Origin of the sequence: Zoogloea sp. (assembly GCF_041914405.1) — a bacterium.
Lineage (GTDB): Bacteria > Pseudomonadota > Gammaproteobacteria > Burkholderiales > Rhodocyclaceae > Zoogloea.
This window is the reverse complement of sequence record NZ_JAYSDK010000011.1, coordinates 72,466-90,014: the sequence shown is the minus strand read 5'-3', so window position 1 is coordinate 90,014 and position 17,549 is coordinate 72,466. Positions and strand designations below refer to the sequence as shown.

19 protein-coding genes are annotated in these 17,549 nt (G+C 68.9%); 4 read left to right on the top strand and 15 right to left on the bottom strand.

Going from position 1 to position 17,549, the window contains the following annotated elements:
• The first annotated feature begins 207 nt into the window (after positions 1 to 207).
• Positions 208 to 936: a hypothetical protein gene (locus ACE3RX_RS09040; RefSeq protein WP_374482533.1), complete on the top strand. Its 729-nt coding sequence runs from the start codon at positions 208 to 210 to the stop codon at positions 934 to 936.
• An 8-nt stretch (positions 937 to 944) separates the two neighbouring features.
• Positions 945 to 1,445: a hypothetical protein gene (locus ACE3RX_RS09035; protein WP_374482531.1), complete on the top strand. Its 501-nt coding sequence runs from the start codon at positions 945 to 947 to the stop codon at positions 1,443 to 1,445.
• A 16-nt stretch (positions 1,446 to 1,461) separates the two neighbouring features.
• Here the strand turns inward: ACE3RX_RS09035 and ACE3RX_RS09030 are convergent, their stop codons facing one another.
• From ACE3RX_RS09030 to ACE3RX_RS08965, 14 genes are all read right to left on the bottom strand, one after another.
• A complete protein-coding gene (locus tag ACE3RX_RS09030) occupies positions 1,462 to 2,664 on the bottom strand; it encodes an acetyl-CoA C-acyltransferase (RefSeq protein ID WP_374482529.1) in 1,203 nt (400 codons plus the stop codon).
• A gap of 12 nt (positions 2,665 to 2,676) precedes the next feature.
• Positions 2,677 to 3,168, bottom strand: coding sequence for a MaoC family dehydratase (locus ACE3RX_RS09025; RefSeq protein WP_374482527.1), 492 nt, complete (start codon positions 3,166 to 3,168; stop codon positions 2,677 to 2,679).
• A gap of 12 nt (positions 3,169 to 3,180) precedes the next feature.
• On the bottom strand, positions 3,181 to 3,966 hold the full coding sequence (locus ACE3RX_RS09020) for an SDR family oxidoreductase (RefSeq protein WP_374482525.1): 786 nt from the start codon (positions 3,964 to 3,966) through the stop codon (positions 3,181 to 3,183).
• Positions 3,967 to 4,001: 35 nt separating this feature from the next.
• On the bottom strand, positions 4,002 to 5,564 hold the full coding sequence (locus ACE3RX_RS09015) for an amidase (RefSeq protein WP_374482523.1): 1,563 nt from the start codon (positions 5,562 to 5,564) through the stop codon (positions 4,002 to 4,004).
• 1 nt (position 5,565) lies between these two features.
• Positions 5,566 to 6,441, bottom strand: coding sequence for an SDR family oxidoreductase (locus tag ACE3RX_RS09010; protein ID WP_374482521.1), 876 nt, complete (start codon positions 6,439 to 6,441; stop codon positions 5,566 to 5,568).
• Positions 6,442 to 6,505: 64 nt separating this feature from the next.
• Positions 6,506 to 7,657: an acetyl-CoA C-acetyltransferase gene (locus tag ACE3RX_RS09005; protein ID WP_374482519.1), complete on the bottom strand. Its 1,152-nt coding sequence runs from the start codon at positions 7,655 to 7,657 to the stop codon at positions 6,506 to 6,508.
• Between the two features lie 2 nt (positions 7,658 to 7,659).
• Positions 7,660 to 8,718, bottom strand: a complete 1,059-nt coding sequence (locus tag ACE3RX_RS09000) for an acyl-CoA dehydrogenase family protein (protein WP_374482517.1) — start codon at positions 8,716 to 8,718, stop codon at positions 7,660 to 7,662.
• Positions 8,719 to 8,726: 8 nt separating this feature from the next.
• The gene (locus tag ACE3RX_RS08995) at positions 8,727 to 9,902 is read right to left on the bottom strand and encodes an acyl-CoA dehydrogenase family protein (RefSeq protein WP_374482516.1); all 1,176 of its coding nucleotides are present in this window, start codon (positions 9,900 to 9,902) and stop codon (positions 8,727 to 8,729) included.
• Between the two features lie 7 nt (positions 9,903 to 9,909).
• Positions 9,910 to 10,662 (bottom strand): enoyl-CoA hydratase family protein, encoded by a 753-nt coding sequence (locus ACE3RX_RS08990; protein ID WP_374482514.1) that lies wholly within the window; start codon positions 10,660 to 10,662, stop codon positions 9,910 to 9,912.
• A complete protein-coding gene (locus ACE3RX_RS08985) occupies positions 10,659 to 11,843 on the bottom strand; it encodes an NAD(P)H-dependent flavin oxidoreductase (RefSeq protein WP_374482512.1) in 1,185 nt (394 codons plus the stop codon). Before ACE3RX_RS08985 ends, ACE3RX_RS08990 begins: the two co-directional genes overlap by 4 nt.
• The gene (locus ACE3RX_RS08980) at positions 11,840 to 12,757 is read right to left on the bottom strand and encodes an enoyl-CoA hydratase (RefSeq protein WP_374482510.1); all 918 of its coding nucleotides are present in this window, start codon (positions 12,755 to 12,757) and stop codon (positions 11,840 to 11,842) included. Before ACE3RX_RS08980 ends, ACE3RX_RS08985 begins: the two co-directional genes overlap by 4 nt.
• Positions 12,758 to 12,775: 18 nt before the next feature.
• Positions 12,776 to 13,573, bottom strand: coding sequence for a CoA-transferase subunit beta (locus ACE3RX_RS08975; RefSeq protein WP_374482508.1), 798 nt, complete (start codon positions 13,571 to 13,573; stop codon positions 12,776 to 12,778).
• Positions 13,574 to 13,596: 23 nt separating this feature from the next.
• On the bottom strand, positions 13,597 to 14,472 hold the full coding sequence (locus tag ACE3RX_RS08970; RefSeq protein WP_374482506.1) for a CoA transferase subunit A: 876 nt from the start codon (positions 14,470 to 14,472) through the stop codon (positions 13,597 to 13,599).
• Between the two features lie 20 nt (positions 14,473 to 14,492).
• Positions 14,493 to 15,389, bottom strand: coding sequence for a VOC family protein (locus ACE3RX_RS08965; RefSeq protein ID WP_374482504.1), 897 nt, complete (start codon positions 15,387 to 15,389; stop codon positions 14,493 to 14,495).
• A gap of 180 nt (positions 15,390 to 15,569) precedes the next feature.
• Here ACE3RX_RS08965 and ACE3RX_RS08960 point away from each other — a divergent pair, with 180 nt between their 5' ends.
• Both ACE3RX_RS08960 and ACE3RX_RS08955 read left to right on the top strand, forming a co-directional pair.
• Positions 15,570 to 16,022, top strand: a complete 453-nt coding sequence (locus ACE3RX_RS08960; RefSeq protein WP_374482502.1) for an antitoxin Xre/MbcA/ParS toxin-binding domain-containing protein — start codon at positions 15,570 to 15,572, stop codon at positions 16,020 to 16,022.
• Positions 16,019 to 16,498 (top strand): RES family NAD+ phosphorylase, encoded by a 480-nt coding sequence (locus ACE3RX_RS08955; RefSeq protein ID WP_374482500.1) that lies wholly within the window; start codon positions 16,019 to 16,021, stop codon positions 16,496 to 16,498. Before ACE3RX_RS08960 ends, ACE3RX_RS08955 begins: the two co-directional genes overlap by 4 nt.
• A 105-nt stretch (positions 16,499 to 16,603) precedes the next feature.
• Here ACE3RX_RS08955 and ACE3RX_RS08950 read toward each other — a convergent pair whose 3' ends face one another.
• A complete protein-coding gene (locus tag ACE3RX_RS08950; protein WP_374482498.1) occupies positions 16,604 to 17,545 on the bottom strand; it encodes an OB-fold domain-containing protein in 942 nt (313 codons plus the stop codon).
• Positions 17,546 to 17,549 lie beyond the last annotated feature (4 nt).

Genomic DNA, 17,549 nt, shown 5'->3' with positions numbered 1-17,549 from the left:
AGTGAAGGTGCCGCCATTGAACGGCATTTTGCTGGACTTGCTCATTGCATCTCCTCACGTTTTGTATGGGTGTGGCGACGATGGTGCGGGAGGCGCCAATCGGGCGGCATCGTCCGTAAGGCCTAGATGGATGACCGGGTCAGCGCTCCGGGCTCCCGTTTCCTACACTGGGAACGAGGGATACCAACAAGAACGAGGCCAGGGCCAATGACGAAGGAAGCGGATGAGGTGCCGGAACTTTCCGAATCCGAGCAGGCGAAGATCCGCGCGGAGGTTCGCTACGCCCTGATCGCGGCGCGGGAGGCGCGTCCGCCGGAAGCGCCGGCAGCCCCCAGGGGCCGCCTGGCACAGGTACTCGACTTTCTCTCCAACGGTTTCGTGCTGCTGCTGGTGGGGTCGCTGATCACCTCGGTGCTGGTGCCCGACTTCCAGCGCCGTTACGACAACCGCAAGCAGCAGGTGGTGCTGATGCAGGACTGCCTCGCCCAGTTCCTGCTCTACAGCAACACCCTGTGGCAGGAGTACTACGCGGTGCTGCCGCTGACCCAGCGGGTGGAGATCGACGAAGACGTCTATCTGCAATACGTCAGCCGGATCGCCGAGATCAAGCTGCGCCGCTACGACGCCTACGCCAAGGTGGTCGCCCTGTCGGTGGTGTTCCAGGACGACGCCGCTGCCGCCGCCACGCCGACCGTCGACAAGGCCCTGAAGGACTACGCGATCCGGCTGAACATCGTCTCGGCCTCGATCGACAGATGGCTCACCGGCCTGTACTGCACGCCGACCACCCGCAGCCACAGCCCCTGCGCCCAGTTCGACCCGACTTTCGATGCCTTCGACGAACACGCGAAGATCAAGGCCCAGGCGGTGGAGATCGGCAATCGCGGCACGGACGACGTGGCGGCGATGATCGTCCGGCGGATCAACCAGCAATGAGGTGTGCAATGAAGCCAACCCGCTACGGATACGCGATTCCCCTGCTGCTGTGCGGCCTGCTCGGCGAGCCGGCCTTCGGCAACGGCATCAACCCGCCGCGGCCGAGCGGCTCCCAGACCATCGAGGCGCGCTGCACCTACCGCGACAGCGGGGAAACCACCACGCTGCAACGGGCCCGGCTGGCTGCCGACGAGGCCTCCCCAATGATCGAGCTGCGCATCGGCAACGCAGCGGCGAGCACGCTCCAGCTGGCCCAGGTGGCGGCGATCCGGATGCCGTCCGCCAAGGCGAAGCCGGACGGCTTTGCGAAAGCCACCCTCGAACTGCGCAACCCGGACTACCAGGGGCCGGGTTTCGTCCGCATTCGCGTCGATGGCAAGCCCGTGCAGCTCACCGGCTTCACCGAGGCACTGGCCCGCGCGACGATTCCGCTTCAAAGCTGCAAGGCACTTGAGCTGTCGGCGTCGACCGCGCCCCTGGAGGACGGACGCGGCGTGCCGAAGAAGTAGTCCTGTTCAGGGCCGCTCAGGCAACCTCGAACAGCCCCGCCGCGCCCATGCCGCCGCCGATGCACATCGACACCACCACGTAGCGCACGCCGCGGCGGCGGCCTTCGGCGAGCGCGTGGCCGACCATACGGGCGCCCGACATGCCGAAGGGGTGGCCGATGGAAATCGCGCCGCCATTCACGTTGAGGCGATTATTGGGGATGCCCAGCGTGTCGCGGCAGTGGATCACCTGGCAGGCGAAGGCCTCGTTGATCTCCCACAGCCCCACGTCGCCGACGCTGAGCCCGAAGCGCTCCAGCAGTTTCGGAATCGCGAAGACCGGGCCGATGCCCATCTCGTCCGGCGCGCAGCCGGCCACCGCAATGCCGCGGTAGATGCCCAGTGGCGCCAGCCCACGGCGTTCGGCTTCGGCGCGGCTCATCAACAGCGCGGCGGCGGCCCCGTCGGAGAACTGCGAGGCATTGCCGGCGGTGACGAACTCGCCCTGCTGCACCCACTTGCCGTCCTTCCACACCGGCTTCAGCGCGGCTAAGTCGTCCAGCGTGGTGGACGGCCGGTTGCATTCGTCCTTGCGGGCTACCACGTCTTCGTGGCCGAGCGGCTTGCCTTCCTTGTCGAGCAGCAGGCGGCGCGCCGCCAGCGGCACGATCTCGTCGTCGAAGAGGCCCGCTTCCTGCGCGGCTGCGGTGCGCTGCTGGCTCTGCAGCGCATAGGCGTCCTGCGCGGCGCGGCTGATGCCGTAGCGGCGGGAGACGATCTCGGCCGTCTCGATCATCGGGATGTAGGCGCTGGGCATCGCCGCGATGGCGGCTTCCGACTGGGCACGATAGCTGTTCTTGTGCTTGGTCTGGGTCAGCGACAGGGACTCGACGCCGCCGGCGATGGCAATCTTCATCTCGCCAGCCAGGATGTTCTTGGCAGCGATGCCGATGCTCATCAGGCCGGACGCGCACATGCGGTCCACCGCCATGCCCGCCACGCTCTGCGGCAGACCGCCTGTGTAGGCGCACAGGCGCCCGATGTTGTATCCCTGGGTGCCCTGCTGCACGGCGGCGCCCATGATCACGTCCTCGACGGCGGCCGGCTCGATGCCGGCCCGCTCGACGACGGCGCGTACCACATGGCCGCCGAGCACCGGCGCTTCGGTGTCATTGAAGGCGCCGCGGAAGGATTTGGTCAGCGCGGTACGCGCGGTGGAAACGATGACGGCTTCGGTCATGACGGGCATCTCTCAGGAAATCGCCTCGGCGGCGGAATGGAAGGTGTAACGGCTGATGGTGTCGATCACGCAGCCGGGGCGTGTTTCGCCCTCGATCTCGATGCTGACGCGGACGGTGGATTGCACCGCCTCGCCGACGGCCTCCACCTTGAGGATCTCGCCGCGCCCGCGGATGCGCGCCCCGACGCGGACCGGCGCCGGAAAGCGCACCCGGTCGGCGCCGACATTGACGCCCATCTTCATGTTGTCGATGTGGATCAGCTGCGGCAGGAAGAAGTTGGCGAGGGACAGGGTCAGGTAGCCGTGGGCGATGCAGCCGCCGAAGGGCCCGTCCTTGGCCCGCTCCGGGTCCACGTGGATCCACTGGTGGTCGCCCGTCGCATCGGCAAACTGGTTCACCCGCTCCTGGGTGATCTCCAGCCAGTCGGTGGTGCCAAGCTCACGGCCGGCGGCGGCCAGCAGCGCGGCGGCGCTGGAGAAAGTCGTGGTAGTGGTGGTGCTCATCGACGGCTCCGCTCAGGCGTGCTGGGCGCTGACCGACAGCACTTCGCCGGTCATGTAGGAGGCATAATCGCTGGCCAGGAAGACCATCACGTTGGCCACTTCCCACACTTCGGCAGCGCGGCCGAAGGCTTCGCGGCTGGCCAACTGGGCGAGGAGTTCCTCGCTGGAGGCCTTCTTTAGGAAGTCGTGCAGCGCGATGGACGGCGACACCGCGTTGATGCGCACGCCGTGCTCGGCGGCTTCGAGGGCTGCGCAGCGGGTCAGCGCCATCACGCCGGCCTTGGCCGCCGCGTAGTGCGCCTGCTCCTTCTGGGCGCGCCAGCCGAGCACCGAGGCGTTGTTGACGATGGCGCCGCGGCCGCGTGCTTCCATGTGCGGCAGCATCGCGCGGGTCATGCGGAAGGTGCCGGTCAGCGTGATGTCCAGCACCCGGTTCCACTCTTCGTCGCTCATCTCGGTGACGCGCTTCTGGCCGCCGAGGCCGGCGTTGTTGATCAGCACGTCCACGCCGCCCAGGCGTTCCTCGGCGGCGGCCACCAGCGCGCGAACTTCTTCCTCAACGGTCACGTTGCACAGCTGGCCATACACCTCGGTGAGGCCGCTGTCGGCCTTCAGCGTGGCGACGGCTTCTTCGAGCCGGCGCGGGTGGATGTCGGAAATCATCAGGGCGCGGCAGCCCTCCTCCACGCAGCGGCGGGCGGCGGAAAAGCCGATGCCGGCGCCGGCGGCGGCAGTGATCAGCACGGACTTGCCCTTCAGCAGGCCGTGCCCGGGCACGTATTCGGGGATCTTGCTCATGGGTGTCTCCAGTCGTTCTTGTCGTCGTCGGTCGCTCAAAGCGGCGGCCGGCGGTGTTTCCACGGTGCGGCCTGTTCCAGCTGCGCAGCCAGGGCCAGCAGGCGCGCCTCGCCGCCGAAGGGGCCGGCGAACTGCACGCCGATCGGCAGGCCGGAAGCGTTCCAGTGCAGCGGCACCGACATGGCCGGCTGGCCGCTCATGTTGAACATCGCCGTGAAGGGGGAGGCCAGCATCGCGTTCTTAACGAAATCCTCGTAGGGCTGGTCGAGGGACAGCGCGCCGAGCAGCGGCGGCGGCGCGGCGGTGACCGGCGACAGGATCAGGTCGTAGCGTGCGAAGAACTCGTCGAGGATGCGGCCGGCCTGGTCGAACGCGGCGCGGGCGCGGAACACTTGCTCGGCGCTGTAGCCCTTGGCGAGCTGCAGGCTGCGCCAGTTGATCGGCTCCATCTCGTCCTCGCGCACCGCCCGGCCGAGCAGCTTCTCGCGGGCCTGCACGCTGCTCAACATGCCGGTGGCGGTCACCACGCCCATGCCGGCGAACATCTCCTGGATCGGCAGCTGCGGCGCAGCGACCTCCACCTTGTGGCCGAGATCGGTGCACAGCCGGGCGGCCTTCTTCACTGCATCCAGGCAGTCGGCGTGCACGCCCATCCCGAAGGGATTGACGTCCATCAGCGCGATGCGTAGCCCCTTCGGCGGCTGGCGTAGCGCGGCCATCATGTCGGCCGGTGGCGGCCCGACGCGGGAGCCGGCCTCCGGCCCCTGGGTGAGTTGCAGCAGCAGTGCCGAGTCGCGCACGCTGCGGGTGATCACGTTGTTCACCGACAGGCCCATCCAGCCTTCCAGGGCCTTTGGCCCCGCCGGCACGCGGCCGCGGCTGGGCTTGAGGCCGAACACCCCGCAGTGGGACGACGGGATGCGGATCGAGCCGCCACCGTCGCTGGCGTGGGCCGCCGGCAGGATGCCCGCCGCCACCGCCGCGGCTGAACCGCCCGACGAACCACCGGCACTGTGGGCGGTGTTCCACGGGTTATGGGTCTGCCCCCACAGGCGGGATTCGGTGGTGCCGGTCTGGCCGAACTCCGGCGAGGCGAGCTTGGCGAAGATGTTGAGACCGGCCGCCTGGTAGCGCTGGACCAGCGTGGAGTCGTGGTCGGCCACGGCGTCCTTGAAGAAGGCGCAGCCGTTGGTGGTGATGGTGCCCTTCAGGGCGACGTTGAGGTCCTTCAGCGCGAAGGGCACGCCGGCCAGTGGCGCCTTGGCCGCCCGCGCCTGCCGCTCGGCACGCCCGGCGCGGCCCAGGGCGACTGCACTTTCGCGGGCCAGCTCGTAGTGGCGCAGCACCACCGCGTTGAGCGCGCTGCGCGCCTCGGCGCGGGCGATGGCGGCGTCCACCACCTCCAGCGGCGTCAGCCGGCCGTCTCGGATGTGGGCCGCCAGGTCGTGGGCGTCGAAGCCCTCGTATTCGGGCAGTGGCAGCGCTTGGGTTGCCACCTGAGTCGTCGCCTGCGCGCGGCCGATCAGCGCAGCGGCACCGAGGGCCAGGCCGCCCTGCACGAAGCGGCGCCGGCCGGGCTTGTCAGGCGTGTTTTCCATGTCAGCTCCCCCACACCTTCTGGGCCGGCACGGCCTGGCCCATCAGCTCGTCTACCACCGCGCCGATTTCGGCGGGCAGCCAGCGGGCGCCCTTGTCCCGCTGCGGGCCGTTACGCCAGCCGTCGCAGACGGAGATGCGCCCGCCCTGGCTTTCGAAGACCTGCCCGCTCACATGAGCAGACAGGGCGCTGCCCAGCCACACGACCAGCGGCGCAACGTTCTCCGCCGCCCAGGCGTCGAAGCCGCTCTCCGGCGCCTTCACCACGTCCGGCATCGCACTCTCGGTCATCGCCGTGCGGGCCGCCGGCGCCAGCGCGTTGGCGGTGACGCCGTAGCGCGCCAGCTCCGCCGCCTGCACCAGGGTCAGCGCGGCGATGCCGCCCTTCGCCGCCGAGTAGTTGGACTGTCCCACCGAGCCCTGCAGGCCGGCACCGGAGCTGGTGTTGATGATCCGTGCATCGACCTTGTTACCGGCCTTGGCCTGGTCGCGCCAGCGCCGGCCGAGGATGTTGGCAAGGCAGAAGTGGCCCTTTAGATGCACCCGCATCACCTCGTCCCAGTCCTCTTCGCTGAGGCTGATGAACATGCGGTCGCGCAGGATGCCGGCGTTGTTCACCACCACATGCACCTCGCCAAAAGCCGCCAGCGCCGCATCCACGATGCGCTGGGCCGACTCACTACGGGTGATGTCGTCCGCGTTCGCGATGGCCTTGCCGCCGCCGGTGACGATCTGGTCCACCACCGCCTCGGCAGCTGCCAGGCGGATGTCGTTCACCACCACGTTGGCCCCCTCGGCCGCGAAGGCCAGCGCGTAGGCCCGCCCCAGGCCGCCACCGGCGCCGGTGATGATGACAGTACGTCCCTCACAAATACCCATTTGCTGTCTCCAGAATATTCTTCTCTATGGTCCGCGGTAGTGCAGGCGGCGATGCGCCGCTGCCTCACAAGCGTTCGATGATCGTTACGTTGGCCTGCCCGCCGCCTTCGCACATGGTCTGCAGGCCGAAGCGGCCGCCCGTGCGTTCCAGCTCGTGCAGCAGCCCGGTCATCAGGCGCGCGCCGGTGGCGCCGAGCGGATGGCCGAGGGCGATGGCGCCGCCGTTGGGGTTGGTGCGGGCCGGGTCGTAGCCGGTCTCCTTGAGCCACGCCATGACCACCGAGGCGAAGGCCTCGTTGATCTCCACGCAGTCGATGTCGGACAGGCTCATGCCGGTCTTGCGCAGGGCCGCCCGGGTGGCCGGAATCGGTGCGGTGAGGTGCCAGATCGGGTCGTCGCCGAGCACGCTGAGGTGATGGATGCGCGCCCGCGGCGTGAGGCCGTAGCGCTTCAGCGCGGCTTCCGACACCACCAGCAGGGCTGCCGACGCATCGCAGGTCTGGCTCGACACGGCGGCGGTGATGCCCGGGAACTCCGGCCCTACCGGCTCCAGCTCGGCCATCTTCTGCAACGTGGTCTGGCGCGGCGTCTCGTCGCGGAGCACGCCTTCCAGCGGCACGATCTCCCGCTCGAAGCGGCCGGCCTCGATGGCGGCCAGCGCCCGGCGATGGCTCTCCAGCGCGTAGGCCTCCATGTCGGCGCGGCTGATTTGCCAGTGGTCGGCGATGCGCTGCGCGGCGTAGAACTGGTTCACCGGCTGGCCGCCGAAGCGCGCCTGCCAGCCCTTGCTGCCCGAGAACGGGTCGGGAAAGCCCAGCGGCTGGCCGGCCAGCATCGCCGACGAGATGGGGATCTGGGTCATCGTCTGCACGCCGCCGACCGCCACCACGTCCTGGGTGCCGCTCATGACCGCCTGGGCGGCGAAATGGATGGCCTGCTGGCTCGATCCGCACTGGCGGTCCACCGTCGTGCCGGGGACGTTGAGCGGCAGGCCGGCGGCCAGCCAGGCGGTGCGGGCGATGTCGCCGGCCTGGGAGCCGATGGTGTCCACGCAGCCGAAGATCACGTCGTCGTAGTCCTCGGCGGGAATGGCGTTGCGCTCCACCAGCGCCTTCAGCACGTGGGCGCCGAGGTCGATGGCGTGGAGGTGGGACAGGCCGCCCTTGCGCTTGCCGGTGGGGCTGCGCAGGGCGTCCACGATGTAGGCCTGGGCCATGCTTACTCCTTGAAGGTGTGGCCGGGGCCGAGTTCGGCGCCGTCGGCGAGGACGGCGTCGGCCACGCGGGATTTGTGGAAACCGCGGTCGCCCCAGGCCGCATCGAGGGCCCAGGTCCGCTTCATGAACATCTGCAGATCCACCTCCCAGGTGTAGCCCATGGCGCCGTGCACCTGGATGCCGTGGCGCGCTGCCAGCCAGGCGGCCTCGCCGCAGGCCAGCTTGGCGTGGGAGGCATGGACGTCCGCGTCGGCCCGGCCGTGGGCCAGCGCGTGGGCGGCCCGGTACAGCACCGGCTTGGCGAACTCGATGCGGGTGGCCACGTCGGCCAAGTGGTGCTTGACGGCCTGGAAGCCGCCGATGGGCTTGCCGAACTGTTTGCGCTGGGCGGCGTAGTCCACCGACAGGTCGAGCATGCGCTGGGCCAGGCCGAGCAGCTGGCCGGCCACCGCCAGCACGCCGCGGTTGAGGGTGTCCGCCCACAGGCGGCGCCCGGCCTCGCCGCTCGCGGCGATGGTGGCCGAGCTGGGCTCCCACATCACGCGGCTGAGGCGGCGGGACAGGTCGATGCTCGGGTTGGCGATCACATCCACTAGCGCCCGTGGCACCAGATGCACCTCGTCGCCGTGGGGCAGCAGCAGCAGGTCGGCGGACTGGGCATCGGCCACCAGCGGATTGACGGCATGCCCCACCGCCACGCGGGCGCTGCCGTCGGCGATGCGCGCCAGCCAGTCCTCGCGCCCGGCGCAGCCGGCCGGCAGGCTGGCGATGAGGCCGGCTGCTACGTAGGCGGCGTCGGCGAGGGAGTCGGGGATCGCGTAGTAGCCCAGCTCCTGGCTCATCAACGCCCAGGCCACGTCGTCCATGCCGAGCCCGCCGCAGTCCTCGGGCACCGACAGGGCGGTGAGCCCCTGGGCGGCGAGCTTGCTGCGCAGGGCCGGTGAGCGGCCGGGGTCGGTCTCCCAGATCTCGCGGAGCATTTCGGGGGCCGCTTCGGTCATCAGGAAGCGGCTCACCGCCTCCCGGAAGCTGAGTTGGTCGTCGGTAAAGGTGAAGTCCATGGCCGGCCTCAGGATTTGGGCAAGCCGAGCATCCGCTCGGCGATGATGTTGCGCTGGATCTCGTTGGTGCCGGCGTAGATCGGCCCGGCCTGGGCGAACAGGAAGCCGTCCAGCCAGCCGGCGGCATCGCTGCCGGCGTCCGGTGCGTCGGCCAGCAGCTCGCCGCGGGCACCGAGGATGCGCATCGCGGCCTCGTGCATCTTCAGGTCCAGCTCGGACCACACGATCTTGTTGGTGCTGGCCTCGGCGCCGATCCGCGCGCCCTTCGCCAGCCGGCCGACCGTGTGGTAGGCCGACAGCGCGTAGGCTTCGGCACCCATCCAGGCTTCGCAGACCGCTTCGCGCAGGCCGGGGTCGCGGTCGGCGCTGGCCCGGTTGGCCTTGTAGAGCGCCACCAGCTTCCGCGCGGTGGCCTGGAAACGGGCCGGGGAGCGCAGCAGCAGGCCGCGCTCGAAGCCGGCGGTGGCCATCGCCACGTGCCAGCCCTGCCCTTCGTCGCCGATGCGGTTGTCCACCGGCACCTTCACGTCGTCGAGGAAGATCTCGGCGAAGGCCTGCTTGCCGTTGAGGGCCAGGATCGGGCGGATCGTTACGCCCGGCGCGTTTAGGGGCACCAGCAGATAAGACAGGCCGTGGTGGCGCGTCGAACCCGGCTCGGAGCGGAACAGGCCGAACAGCCAGTCGGCGAAAATGGCGCGGGTGGACCAGGTCTTCTGGCCGTTGAGCACGTAGTGGCTGCCGTCGTCCGACAGGATCGCGCGGCTGGTGATGGCCGCCATGTCGGAGCCGGCGTTGGGCTCGGACCAGCCCTGCGCCCACATATCGTCGCTGGCCGCCATGCGCGGCAGGAAGCGGCGTTTCTGCGCCTCGGTGCCGAACTCCATCAGGGTCGGGCCGAGCAGCAGCTGGCCGTTCTGGTTGACGCGCATCGGGGCACCGGCGCCGTAGTACTCCTCCTCGAAGATCAGCCACTCGATGAGGTCGCAACCGCGGCCGCCCAGTTCTTCCGGCCACATGACCATCGACAGGCGGCTCTCGAAAAGGCGGCGTTCCCAGTCGCGGTGCTGCTCGAAGCCCTCGCGGGTGTCGTAGCTGGCCAGCGGATGGCGCGGCAGGTTGCGCGCCAGCCAGTCCCGCACCTCGGCGCGGAAGGCTTTCTGCTTGGGGGTGTAGGCAAGATCCATGGCGTCCTCAGAACTTGGCGTCGCGCTTTTCGACGAAGGCGCGGCGGGTTTCGGCGGAATCGGGGCTGGTGTAGGCCTGCAGCGTGAAGCCCTGCTCCCAGCGGTACTTGTCTTCCAGGTTGCCGTCCTCGATGCCGTTCAGCGCCTCCTTGGCGATGCGGATCATGGCCGGGCTCTTGGCGGCGATCTTGCGGGCGATCTCCATCGCGGCCTCGCGCAGCTCGGCCTTCGTCACGACGCGCTCGATGAAGCCGTAGCGCTCGGCCTCGCGCGCGCCGATCTTCTCGCCGGTGAAGAACAGGTAGCGCACCTTCTGCACCGGGAACAGGCGCTGCAGGTGGGCGCCGCCACCCATCGCGCCGCGATCGACCTCGGGCAGCGCGAAGGTGGCGCAGTCGGAGGCGACCACGATGTCGGCCGCGCCGGTGATGCCGATGCCGCCGCCGAGCACGAAGCCGTGCACCGCGACGATGACCGGCACCGGGTTGCGGTGCACCGCCTTGAAGGTGGCGTAGTTGCCGGCATTCACCGCCACGATGCGCTCCGGGTAGGCGTCCAGTTCCTTGATGTCCACGCCCGCGCAGAAGCCGCGCCCCTCGGCGCGGACCACAATGACGCGCACCTGCGGGTCGTCACCCAGTTCTTCCAGGCGACGGGCCAGAGCCAGCCACTCCTCGCTGTCGAGGGCGTTAACCGGCGGTTTGTCGATGATCAGCTCGGCGATGCCGGCGTCGATGAGGGTACGAAAGGCCTGCGTCACGGGGCAGTCTCCAGGGGAAGAGGATTGGGGGAAGAGGCGGCAGGCACGACGTCCGGCCAGCGCACGAAGGGTTTGTCCGGCCCGCCGTCCGGCGCAACGCACTCGGCACGCGAGAGCAGCGCAGCGAGGCAGGCTTCGGCCTCGCCGGCAATGCCTTCGATGACCTGCCGGCAGCTCTGCAACTCGCCGATGGCCGCAGCCACCTGGCCGCTGGGCAGGATGCCCTCGTCGGGGAAGCCCTCGACCATCGAGCGCTGCAGCAGCACCGGCTGGTTGGCCGACATCACGGTCTGCGAGACCGTGGACGGGTCTTCCTTGATGGCCCGGCGCAGCACGCCGAGCATGTGGCCGGCGCTCATGCCGGTCTGGCGCTTCCAGTGCCAGGCGCTCTTCAGCGCGATGGCAAGACGGCCGAAGGGGCTGGCGGCTTCCAGCCGGCGGATGAAGGGGTTGTCGATCATGCGGTGGCGCATACCGTCCACCGCCAGGGTCACGCGGATCTTCTGCGGGTCGTCCACCGCCACGTAGCGCTGCAGCGTGGCCGGCGGCGTGGGCGAATCGGTGGTCATCATGAAGCGGGTGCCCATCGCGATGCCGGCCGCACCGGCGGCCAGCGCGGCGGCCAGCCCGCGCCCGGTGGAGTAGCCGCCGGCGGCGATCACCGGCACCTTCACCGCGTCGAGCACCTGGGGCAGCAGGATGGTGGTGGGCACGCCGCCAGTGTGGCCGCCGCCCTCCCCGCCCTGGATGGTGAGCATGTCGGCGCCCAGCTCGACGGCCTTTACCGCATGCTTCAGCGCGCCGACGGTCGGGATGCACAGCACGCCGGCGGCCTTGAAGCGGGCGATGGTCTTCTTGTCCGGCCCGCGACCGTAGCTGACGGCCTTCAGGCGGTACTGGATGGCCAGGTCCACGCACTGGGCGGCGTTGTCCTGAAACATGTGGAAGTTGAGGCCGAAGTTGCTGCCGCCGGTGGCGGCGATCACCTTCTGGATCTCGCCTTCCAGCCGCTCGGCGGCGATGGTCGCACCGGCCAGGAAGCCGAAGCCGCCGGCGCGGGTGGTGGCGATGACCAGATTGGCGTCGGCCACCCAGCCCATCGCGGTCTGCACGATCGGGTAGCGGCAGCCGAGCTTCTCGGTCAGCGGTGTGCGCAGCAGCGCGGAGGTGTCGCGGCTCATGCCTGCTCTCCCGCGGCGGCGCGCTTGTTGGCCTCGGCCATCGCGCGCCCGTCGAAGCCGCCCAGACGGTCGCCGGACAGCAGTTCGTTGTGGGCGTGAGCAAAGTGGTGCCAGGCGAAGGCGGCGTCCATCGCGCTGCGCTTGCCCTGCAGGTCCTCCACATGGTTGATGGCCTGCTTGGTGAGGGCCAGCCCCATGCGCGGCTGGCTGGCGATGCGCGCCGCCAGCGCGTAGGTGGCGCTCTCCAGCGCGTCCCGCGCCACAACGCGGTTCACCATGCCGAGCTGTAAGGCCCGCTCGGCACCCATGCGCTCGCCGGTGAACAAAAACTCCTTGGCGATGCGCGGATTCAGCTCGTACGGGTGAGCAAAATACTCGACGCCGGGAATACCCATGCGCACCACCGGGTCCTGGAAGAAGGCGTCATCGCTGGCCACGATCAGGTCGCACACCCAGGCCAGCATGAGGCCACCAGCGACGCAGGCGCCGTGCACCATGGCGATGGTCGGCTTGGGCAGATCACGCCAGCGCCGGCACATGCCCAGGTACACCTCCTGCTCGCGGGCGTACAGGAACTCGCCGCCGGGCTTGTTGGTGTGGTCCCACCACAGCTGGGTCCGCTCGAAGGGCTTGTTGATGTCGCGCCCCGGCGTGCCGATGTCGTGCCCGGCGGAGAAATGCCGGCCTTCGCCGCGCAGTACGATCACCTTCACCGCGTCGTCGTCCACCGCGCGGCGGAAGGCCGCGTCGAGGGCGTAGGTCATCTGGGAGTTCTGCGCGTTGTTGAAGCTCGGCCGGTTCATCGTCACGCTGGCGATGCCGTCGGCCACGGTGTATGTCACCGGTTCGTCGGTTTCGTACACCGCGCCGTCGGGCCGGCTGACGAAGTGCGGATCGCTGATCGGGGCGGTCATGGTGGGCTCCCTGGTCGGTCAGGCGGCACGGATGCCGGGCGGGTTGCCCTTGAGCTGCGCGGCGCGCAGGTCGTGGGGATCGAGGCGGCGGATGATGTCCAGCTGGGCCGCGGTGGGATGGGGCGTCTCGCCCATGTCCTCGGCCTTCAGCAGCGGGAAGCCGGTTTTCTCCTGCACCTCCTCGAAGCTCACGCCGGGATGCAGCGAGCGCACACGGGCCGCGCGGCCGGGGCCCCCGAAGTCCATCACGCACAGGTCGGTGAGGACGATGCGCACCTCCATCAGGTCGCGGCGCACGCCGTCATCCCAGCGCTCGGGTTTGAAGCCAACGCCGGACACCATGTCCACCTCACCGGCCACGAAGACGCGCGGGCTGTGGCTGGGCACGAAGAAGGAGTTGATGTGGTTGATGCTGTTGCCCGGCAGGCCGCGCACGCCAAGGATGGCCGACTTCGGCTTGCGGTAGTCGCCGATCACCGACAGGTTGGTCTGCGCCCAGCGGTCGATCTGGGTCGGGCCGATCATCGCGTGGCGGCGGCCGCCCCACACGCACTCGAAGACCCGCTCGAAGGACATGTAGCCGGCGTAGCGCGGCACGTAGTCGCCACGCGGACCAACGGGGATCGGCTCCTCGACGAGGAAGGCCTCGCTGTCGGTCATCAGCAGCTCGGGGCTGTGGGTCAGCTTGGCCAGGCTGGCGCCCAGGCGCGGGATGATGCCGAGGCCGGAGGCCAGCACCTCGCCGTTGCCGCGCCAGGCTTCCGAGGCCGCGACGATCATCAGCTCGGCCAGGGTGAAATCGGGTTTGTCGCTCATTGCCATGTTTCCTCAGCCTCTCGTCAGAACACCGGCAGGGGCAGGCTGCCCATGCGGGCGGTGCCGCCGTTGCGGTCCTGGTAGGCGGCTTCGCCGGGCAGCACGAATTCGTCCATGTAGGCCTGCCAGCCGCCGTCCTCAGCGGCGCTCGCCGCGTAGCGCTTGAAGTGGGTCATGTCCCAGCCGTAGTCGGACGGGCAGGACGTGGGATGGGCGCCGCAGGGCGCCTCTACCACGCCGCTCACCAGGTAGCGCTCGAAGGTGTTGAAGCGCGCCTGCTGGGCGTCCAGCTCCAGCCGCGGCTCGATCCGCTCGGCGGACACGAAGCAGCGCTCGGCGGCGCGGGCGAACAGGTGGTCGAAATAAGGATCGGGGCCGGTAACTAGGGTGTTGCCGAGGCGGTCGGCGACATTCACGTGCAGCAGCGCCACGTCCAGCTTGAGTGCCGGCATGGCCAGTAGCACCTCGCCGTCGGCGTACGGGGAGCGCACCGTCTGCAGCTCGGGGTTGAGCTTGACGATGTCGGTGGCCAGGCCACAGCGGGTCGGCAGGAAAGGTAGGCGCATGCCGGCGGCGCGCAGGCCCCACTGGAACATGCCCTCGTCGAGTTCCATCAGCTCCAGCGCCCCGCTCTCCCGAACCTTGCGATACCAGGGCTCGAGCGGGATCGCATCGAGGGTGGCGAAGCCGAAGACGAGCTTCTTCACCTTGCCGGCCGCACACAGCATGCCGACCTCCGGGCCGCCGTAGGCCACCACGGTGAGGTCCTTCAGGTCCGAGCGCAGGATCTCGCGGACCAGGGCCATCGGCTTGCGCCGCGGACCCCAGCCGCCGAAACCGATGGTCATGCCGTCGCGGAGCTGGGCGACGACTTCCGCCGCCGTCATCTGCTTGTTCATGGATGGCTGTCTCCGGCGGATCAGGCGGCCTTCTGGCCGGCGCTGAAGTCGTGGCCCCACAGGCTCACGCGGGTGAATTCGAAGGTACTGTGATGCTCCCAGTCCACCTGCAGGCCGCCGTAGCCGTACTCCAGGTCGAAGCCCGACGGCGTCTTCATGTAGAAGGAGGTCATGCGGTCGTTGAGGTGCTGGCCGAGGGTTGCCGACAGGGGCACCTTGTGGGCCACCATGCGGTCGTGGGCGCGGCCGACTTCGGTCATCGAATCGACCTCCACCATCACGTGCACGCAACCGCTGGGCACCGGGTACTCGGCGATGGCCAGGCTGTGGTGGCGCGCGTTGCCACAGTGCAGGAAGTGGATGCGGATCGCCGGGCCGTTGGGGTCGGGACGGAAGTTGAAGATGTCCGACAGCCCGAAGCCGAGCACGTCGCGGAAGAAGGCCACCGACGCGTCGAAGTTGGGCGACGGCAACACCGTGTGGCCGAGGCCCATCGCGCCGGTCAGGAAGCGCGGCACCCCCTGCGGCGACACGAAGGGCTGGCAGTCGGAGCGATGGCCCCAGCCGAGCTCGTGGCGGTTGCCGGACGGGTCGGTGACGAGCGCGATGGCCTGCATGCCGCGCTGGGCGCACAGGGCTTGCGGGGCCAGCTCGTAGCCGACGCCGGCCTTTTCCAGCGTAGCGAGTGCATCCTTGAAGGCGCCCTCGCCCGCCAGCTCCCAGCCGGAAGCGACGTAGCGGCGCTGCTCGCCCTGCACCACCAGCATGCGGAAGGGCCGCTCGTCCATCTTCACGTAAAGGCCGCCGCCGGGCGCGCTCGAAGTCATCATGCCGAGCACGTCTTCGGCGTAGCGCTGCCACTCGGTGAGGTCGGGGGTCTCGGCAACGAAATAGCCCAAACCGCGAATGTCGATCATGTCTGCTCCCCTTTGAAGAGTCCTGATGTGTCGGGAGCATTGTGCGAACAGCGAGGCCGGCGCTCATCGTCCGTTGAGACTAAGCATTGATCGGTATGGGGCATACCGTACCGCCTGGACTTTGCGGTCAAATTTGACCAAAATGACTGCCAAATGGCGCTTATGCCACAGGAGCCACCGATGACGACCGCCAGCCTGAATGTCTCTTCCGTTTCAGCCGTAACGCTGCTCGGTGGCGAAGGCGTGCTGCACGCCCGGCCCCGGGTCATCATGGACTGGATCCCCCTGGTGCGCCGGGGTCTGCCGTCGGCCTGTGTGGACGCGGTGGTGCGCATCACGCGCATCACGCAGAGCGATCTGGCCCATGCCCTGGCCATCCCCGAACGCACGCTGGCCAGGCGCAAACGCGAAGGCGCCCTGTCCCCCGAAGAGTCGGCCAAGCTCGTGCGCTTTGCCCGCGTGGTCGAACGCGCCGAGGTCGTCTTCGAGGATGCCGATGGCGCGCTGGACTGGCTCCAGAGCCCCAATGCGTCGCTGGGCGGCGTCACCCCACTGTCACTGCTGGACACCGACATCGGCGCCGACAGCGTCATGGACACCCTCGGACGCATCGAGCACGGAGTGTTTGCTTGACCCGGACTGTCTGGCGCATCACCACCGCCCGCTTTGCGCAGACCGCATTCAGCGGTGAAGGCGCCCGGCTTTACGGCGGACGCTGGAATCCGAAAGGCTGGGAGGTGGTCTACACCGCCGAATCCCAATCCCTGGCCTTGCTCGAGCTGATGGTGCAGGACGGCCCGCTGCGCGCCCATTACGTGCTGATCCCCGCCCACCTGCCTGCGGACCTGCCCGAAACCCGCATCGACGTCGCGCAGTTGCCGGACGACTGGCGCACCATCGGCGCCCGCGACGTCCTGCAGGCCCTGGGGCAGGCGTGGCTGCAGAACATGCAAACCGCGGTTCTGAGCGTTCCCAGCGCGGTGCTTCCGGCCGAGCGGAACTACCTGCTCAACCCCCGCCATCGGGATTTCGGCCTTATCACGGTGGGCGAACCCCAGTCACTGCAGACCGATACCCGCCTGCTGCGCAATCTTGGCCGGCAGGCGTGAGCCTCCCTCGCCCCCCCAAAAAAAAGCCAACCCGCGAGGGTTGGCTAACCAAGTGGAGACAAGGAGGGGTAAAACTGACCGGGGCAACGCGCCCCGGCGGGACGATCACATGTAGAGGATCACGAGGTCGTTGATCACCGACGGACGCTCGGCGCCGACCACGTGGATGTTCACTTCCAGCGTCAGCTGGGTGCCGCTACGCACCTTTTCCACCCGTTTTACCCGGGCTCGCGCGTGGATGCGCGCGCCGGCCGGGACCGGTGACGGGAAACGCAGGCGATCTGAGCCGTAGTTCACCATGTTGGTGAAGCCGGTGACCTCGAAGCCGAGGGGGATCTTCAGCCTCGACTGCAGCACCTGGACCAGCGCCCCGTGGGCGATGGTGCCGCCGAAGGGCCCCTGCTTGCGGGCCTTCTCGGGGTCGGTGTGGATCCAGTAGTCGTCGCCGGACAGCCGGGCGAATTCGTCGATCAGCGCCTGGTCCACGACGATCTGGTTGCTCCACGGCGTAAATTCATCGCTGACCAGGGCCTGCAGCGCCGCTTCGTCGCCGACAGGGATCTGGCGCATCGGCACGGCCGCTTCCTCCGGCACGGCGGCGGCTTCCGGCTCGTCGAAGCTGCGCGGCGCCACGGTCTTGTCGAGGCCGGTGAAGCGCAGCAGCGTCGTGCCGTCGGGCTTCACCTTGTCGAACACCGGCTTAACGCGCATGCCGACGGCGATCTCGTCCTCGGCCAAGCCGACCAGCGTGGTGTTGATGCGCACGCCCTCGTCCAACTCGACCACCGCCATCTTCTGCGGCATCTCGTCGGCGAAATCCGGCAGCGTCGGAATGCGTGTCAGCGTGTAGGTGTACAGCGTGCCGGTACCGGCCACCTCGCGCCACTCCACGTCGTGGGACCAACACTTGTCGCAGTGCCGGCGCGGAAAGAAAATCCAGTGGCCGCAGCTGTTGCAGCGCTGCAGGCTGAGCCGGCCGGCCTTCAGGCCGTCCCAGAAAGGTGCCGAGATCTCGGTCGGCACGGGCATCGGTTTGTTCGTGGACATGCTC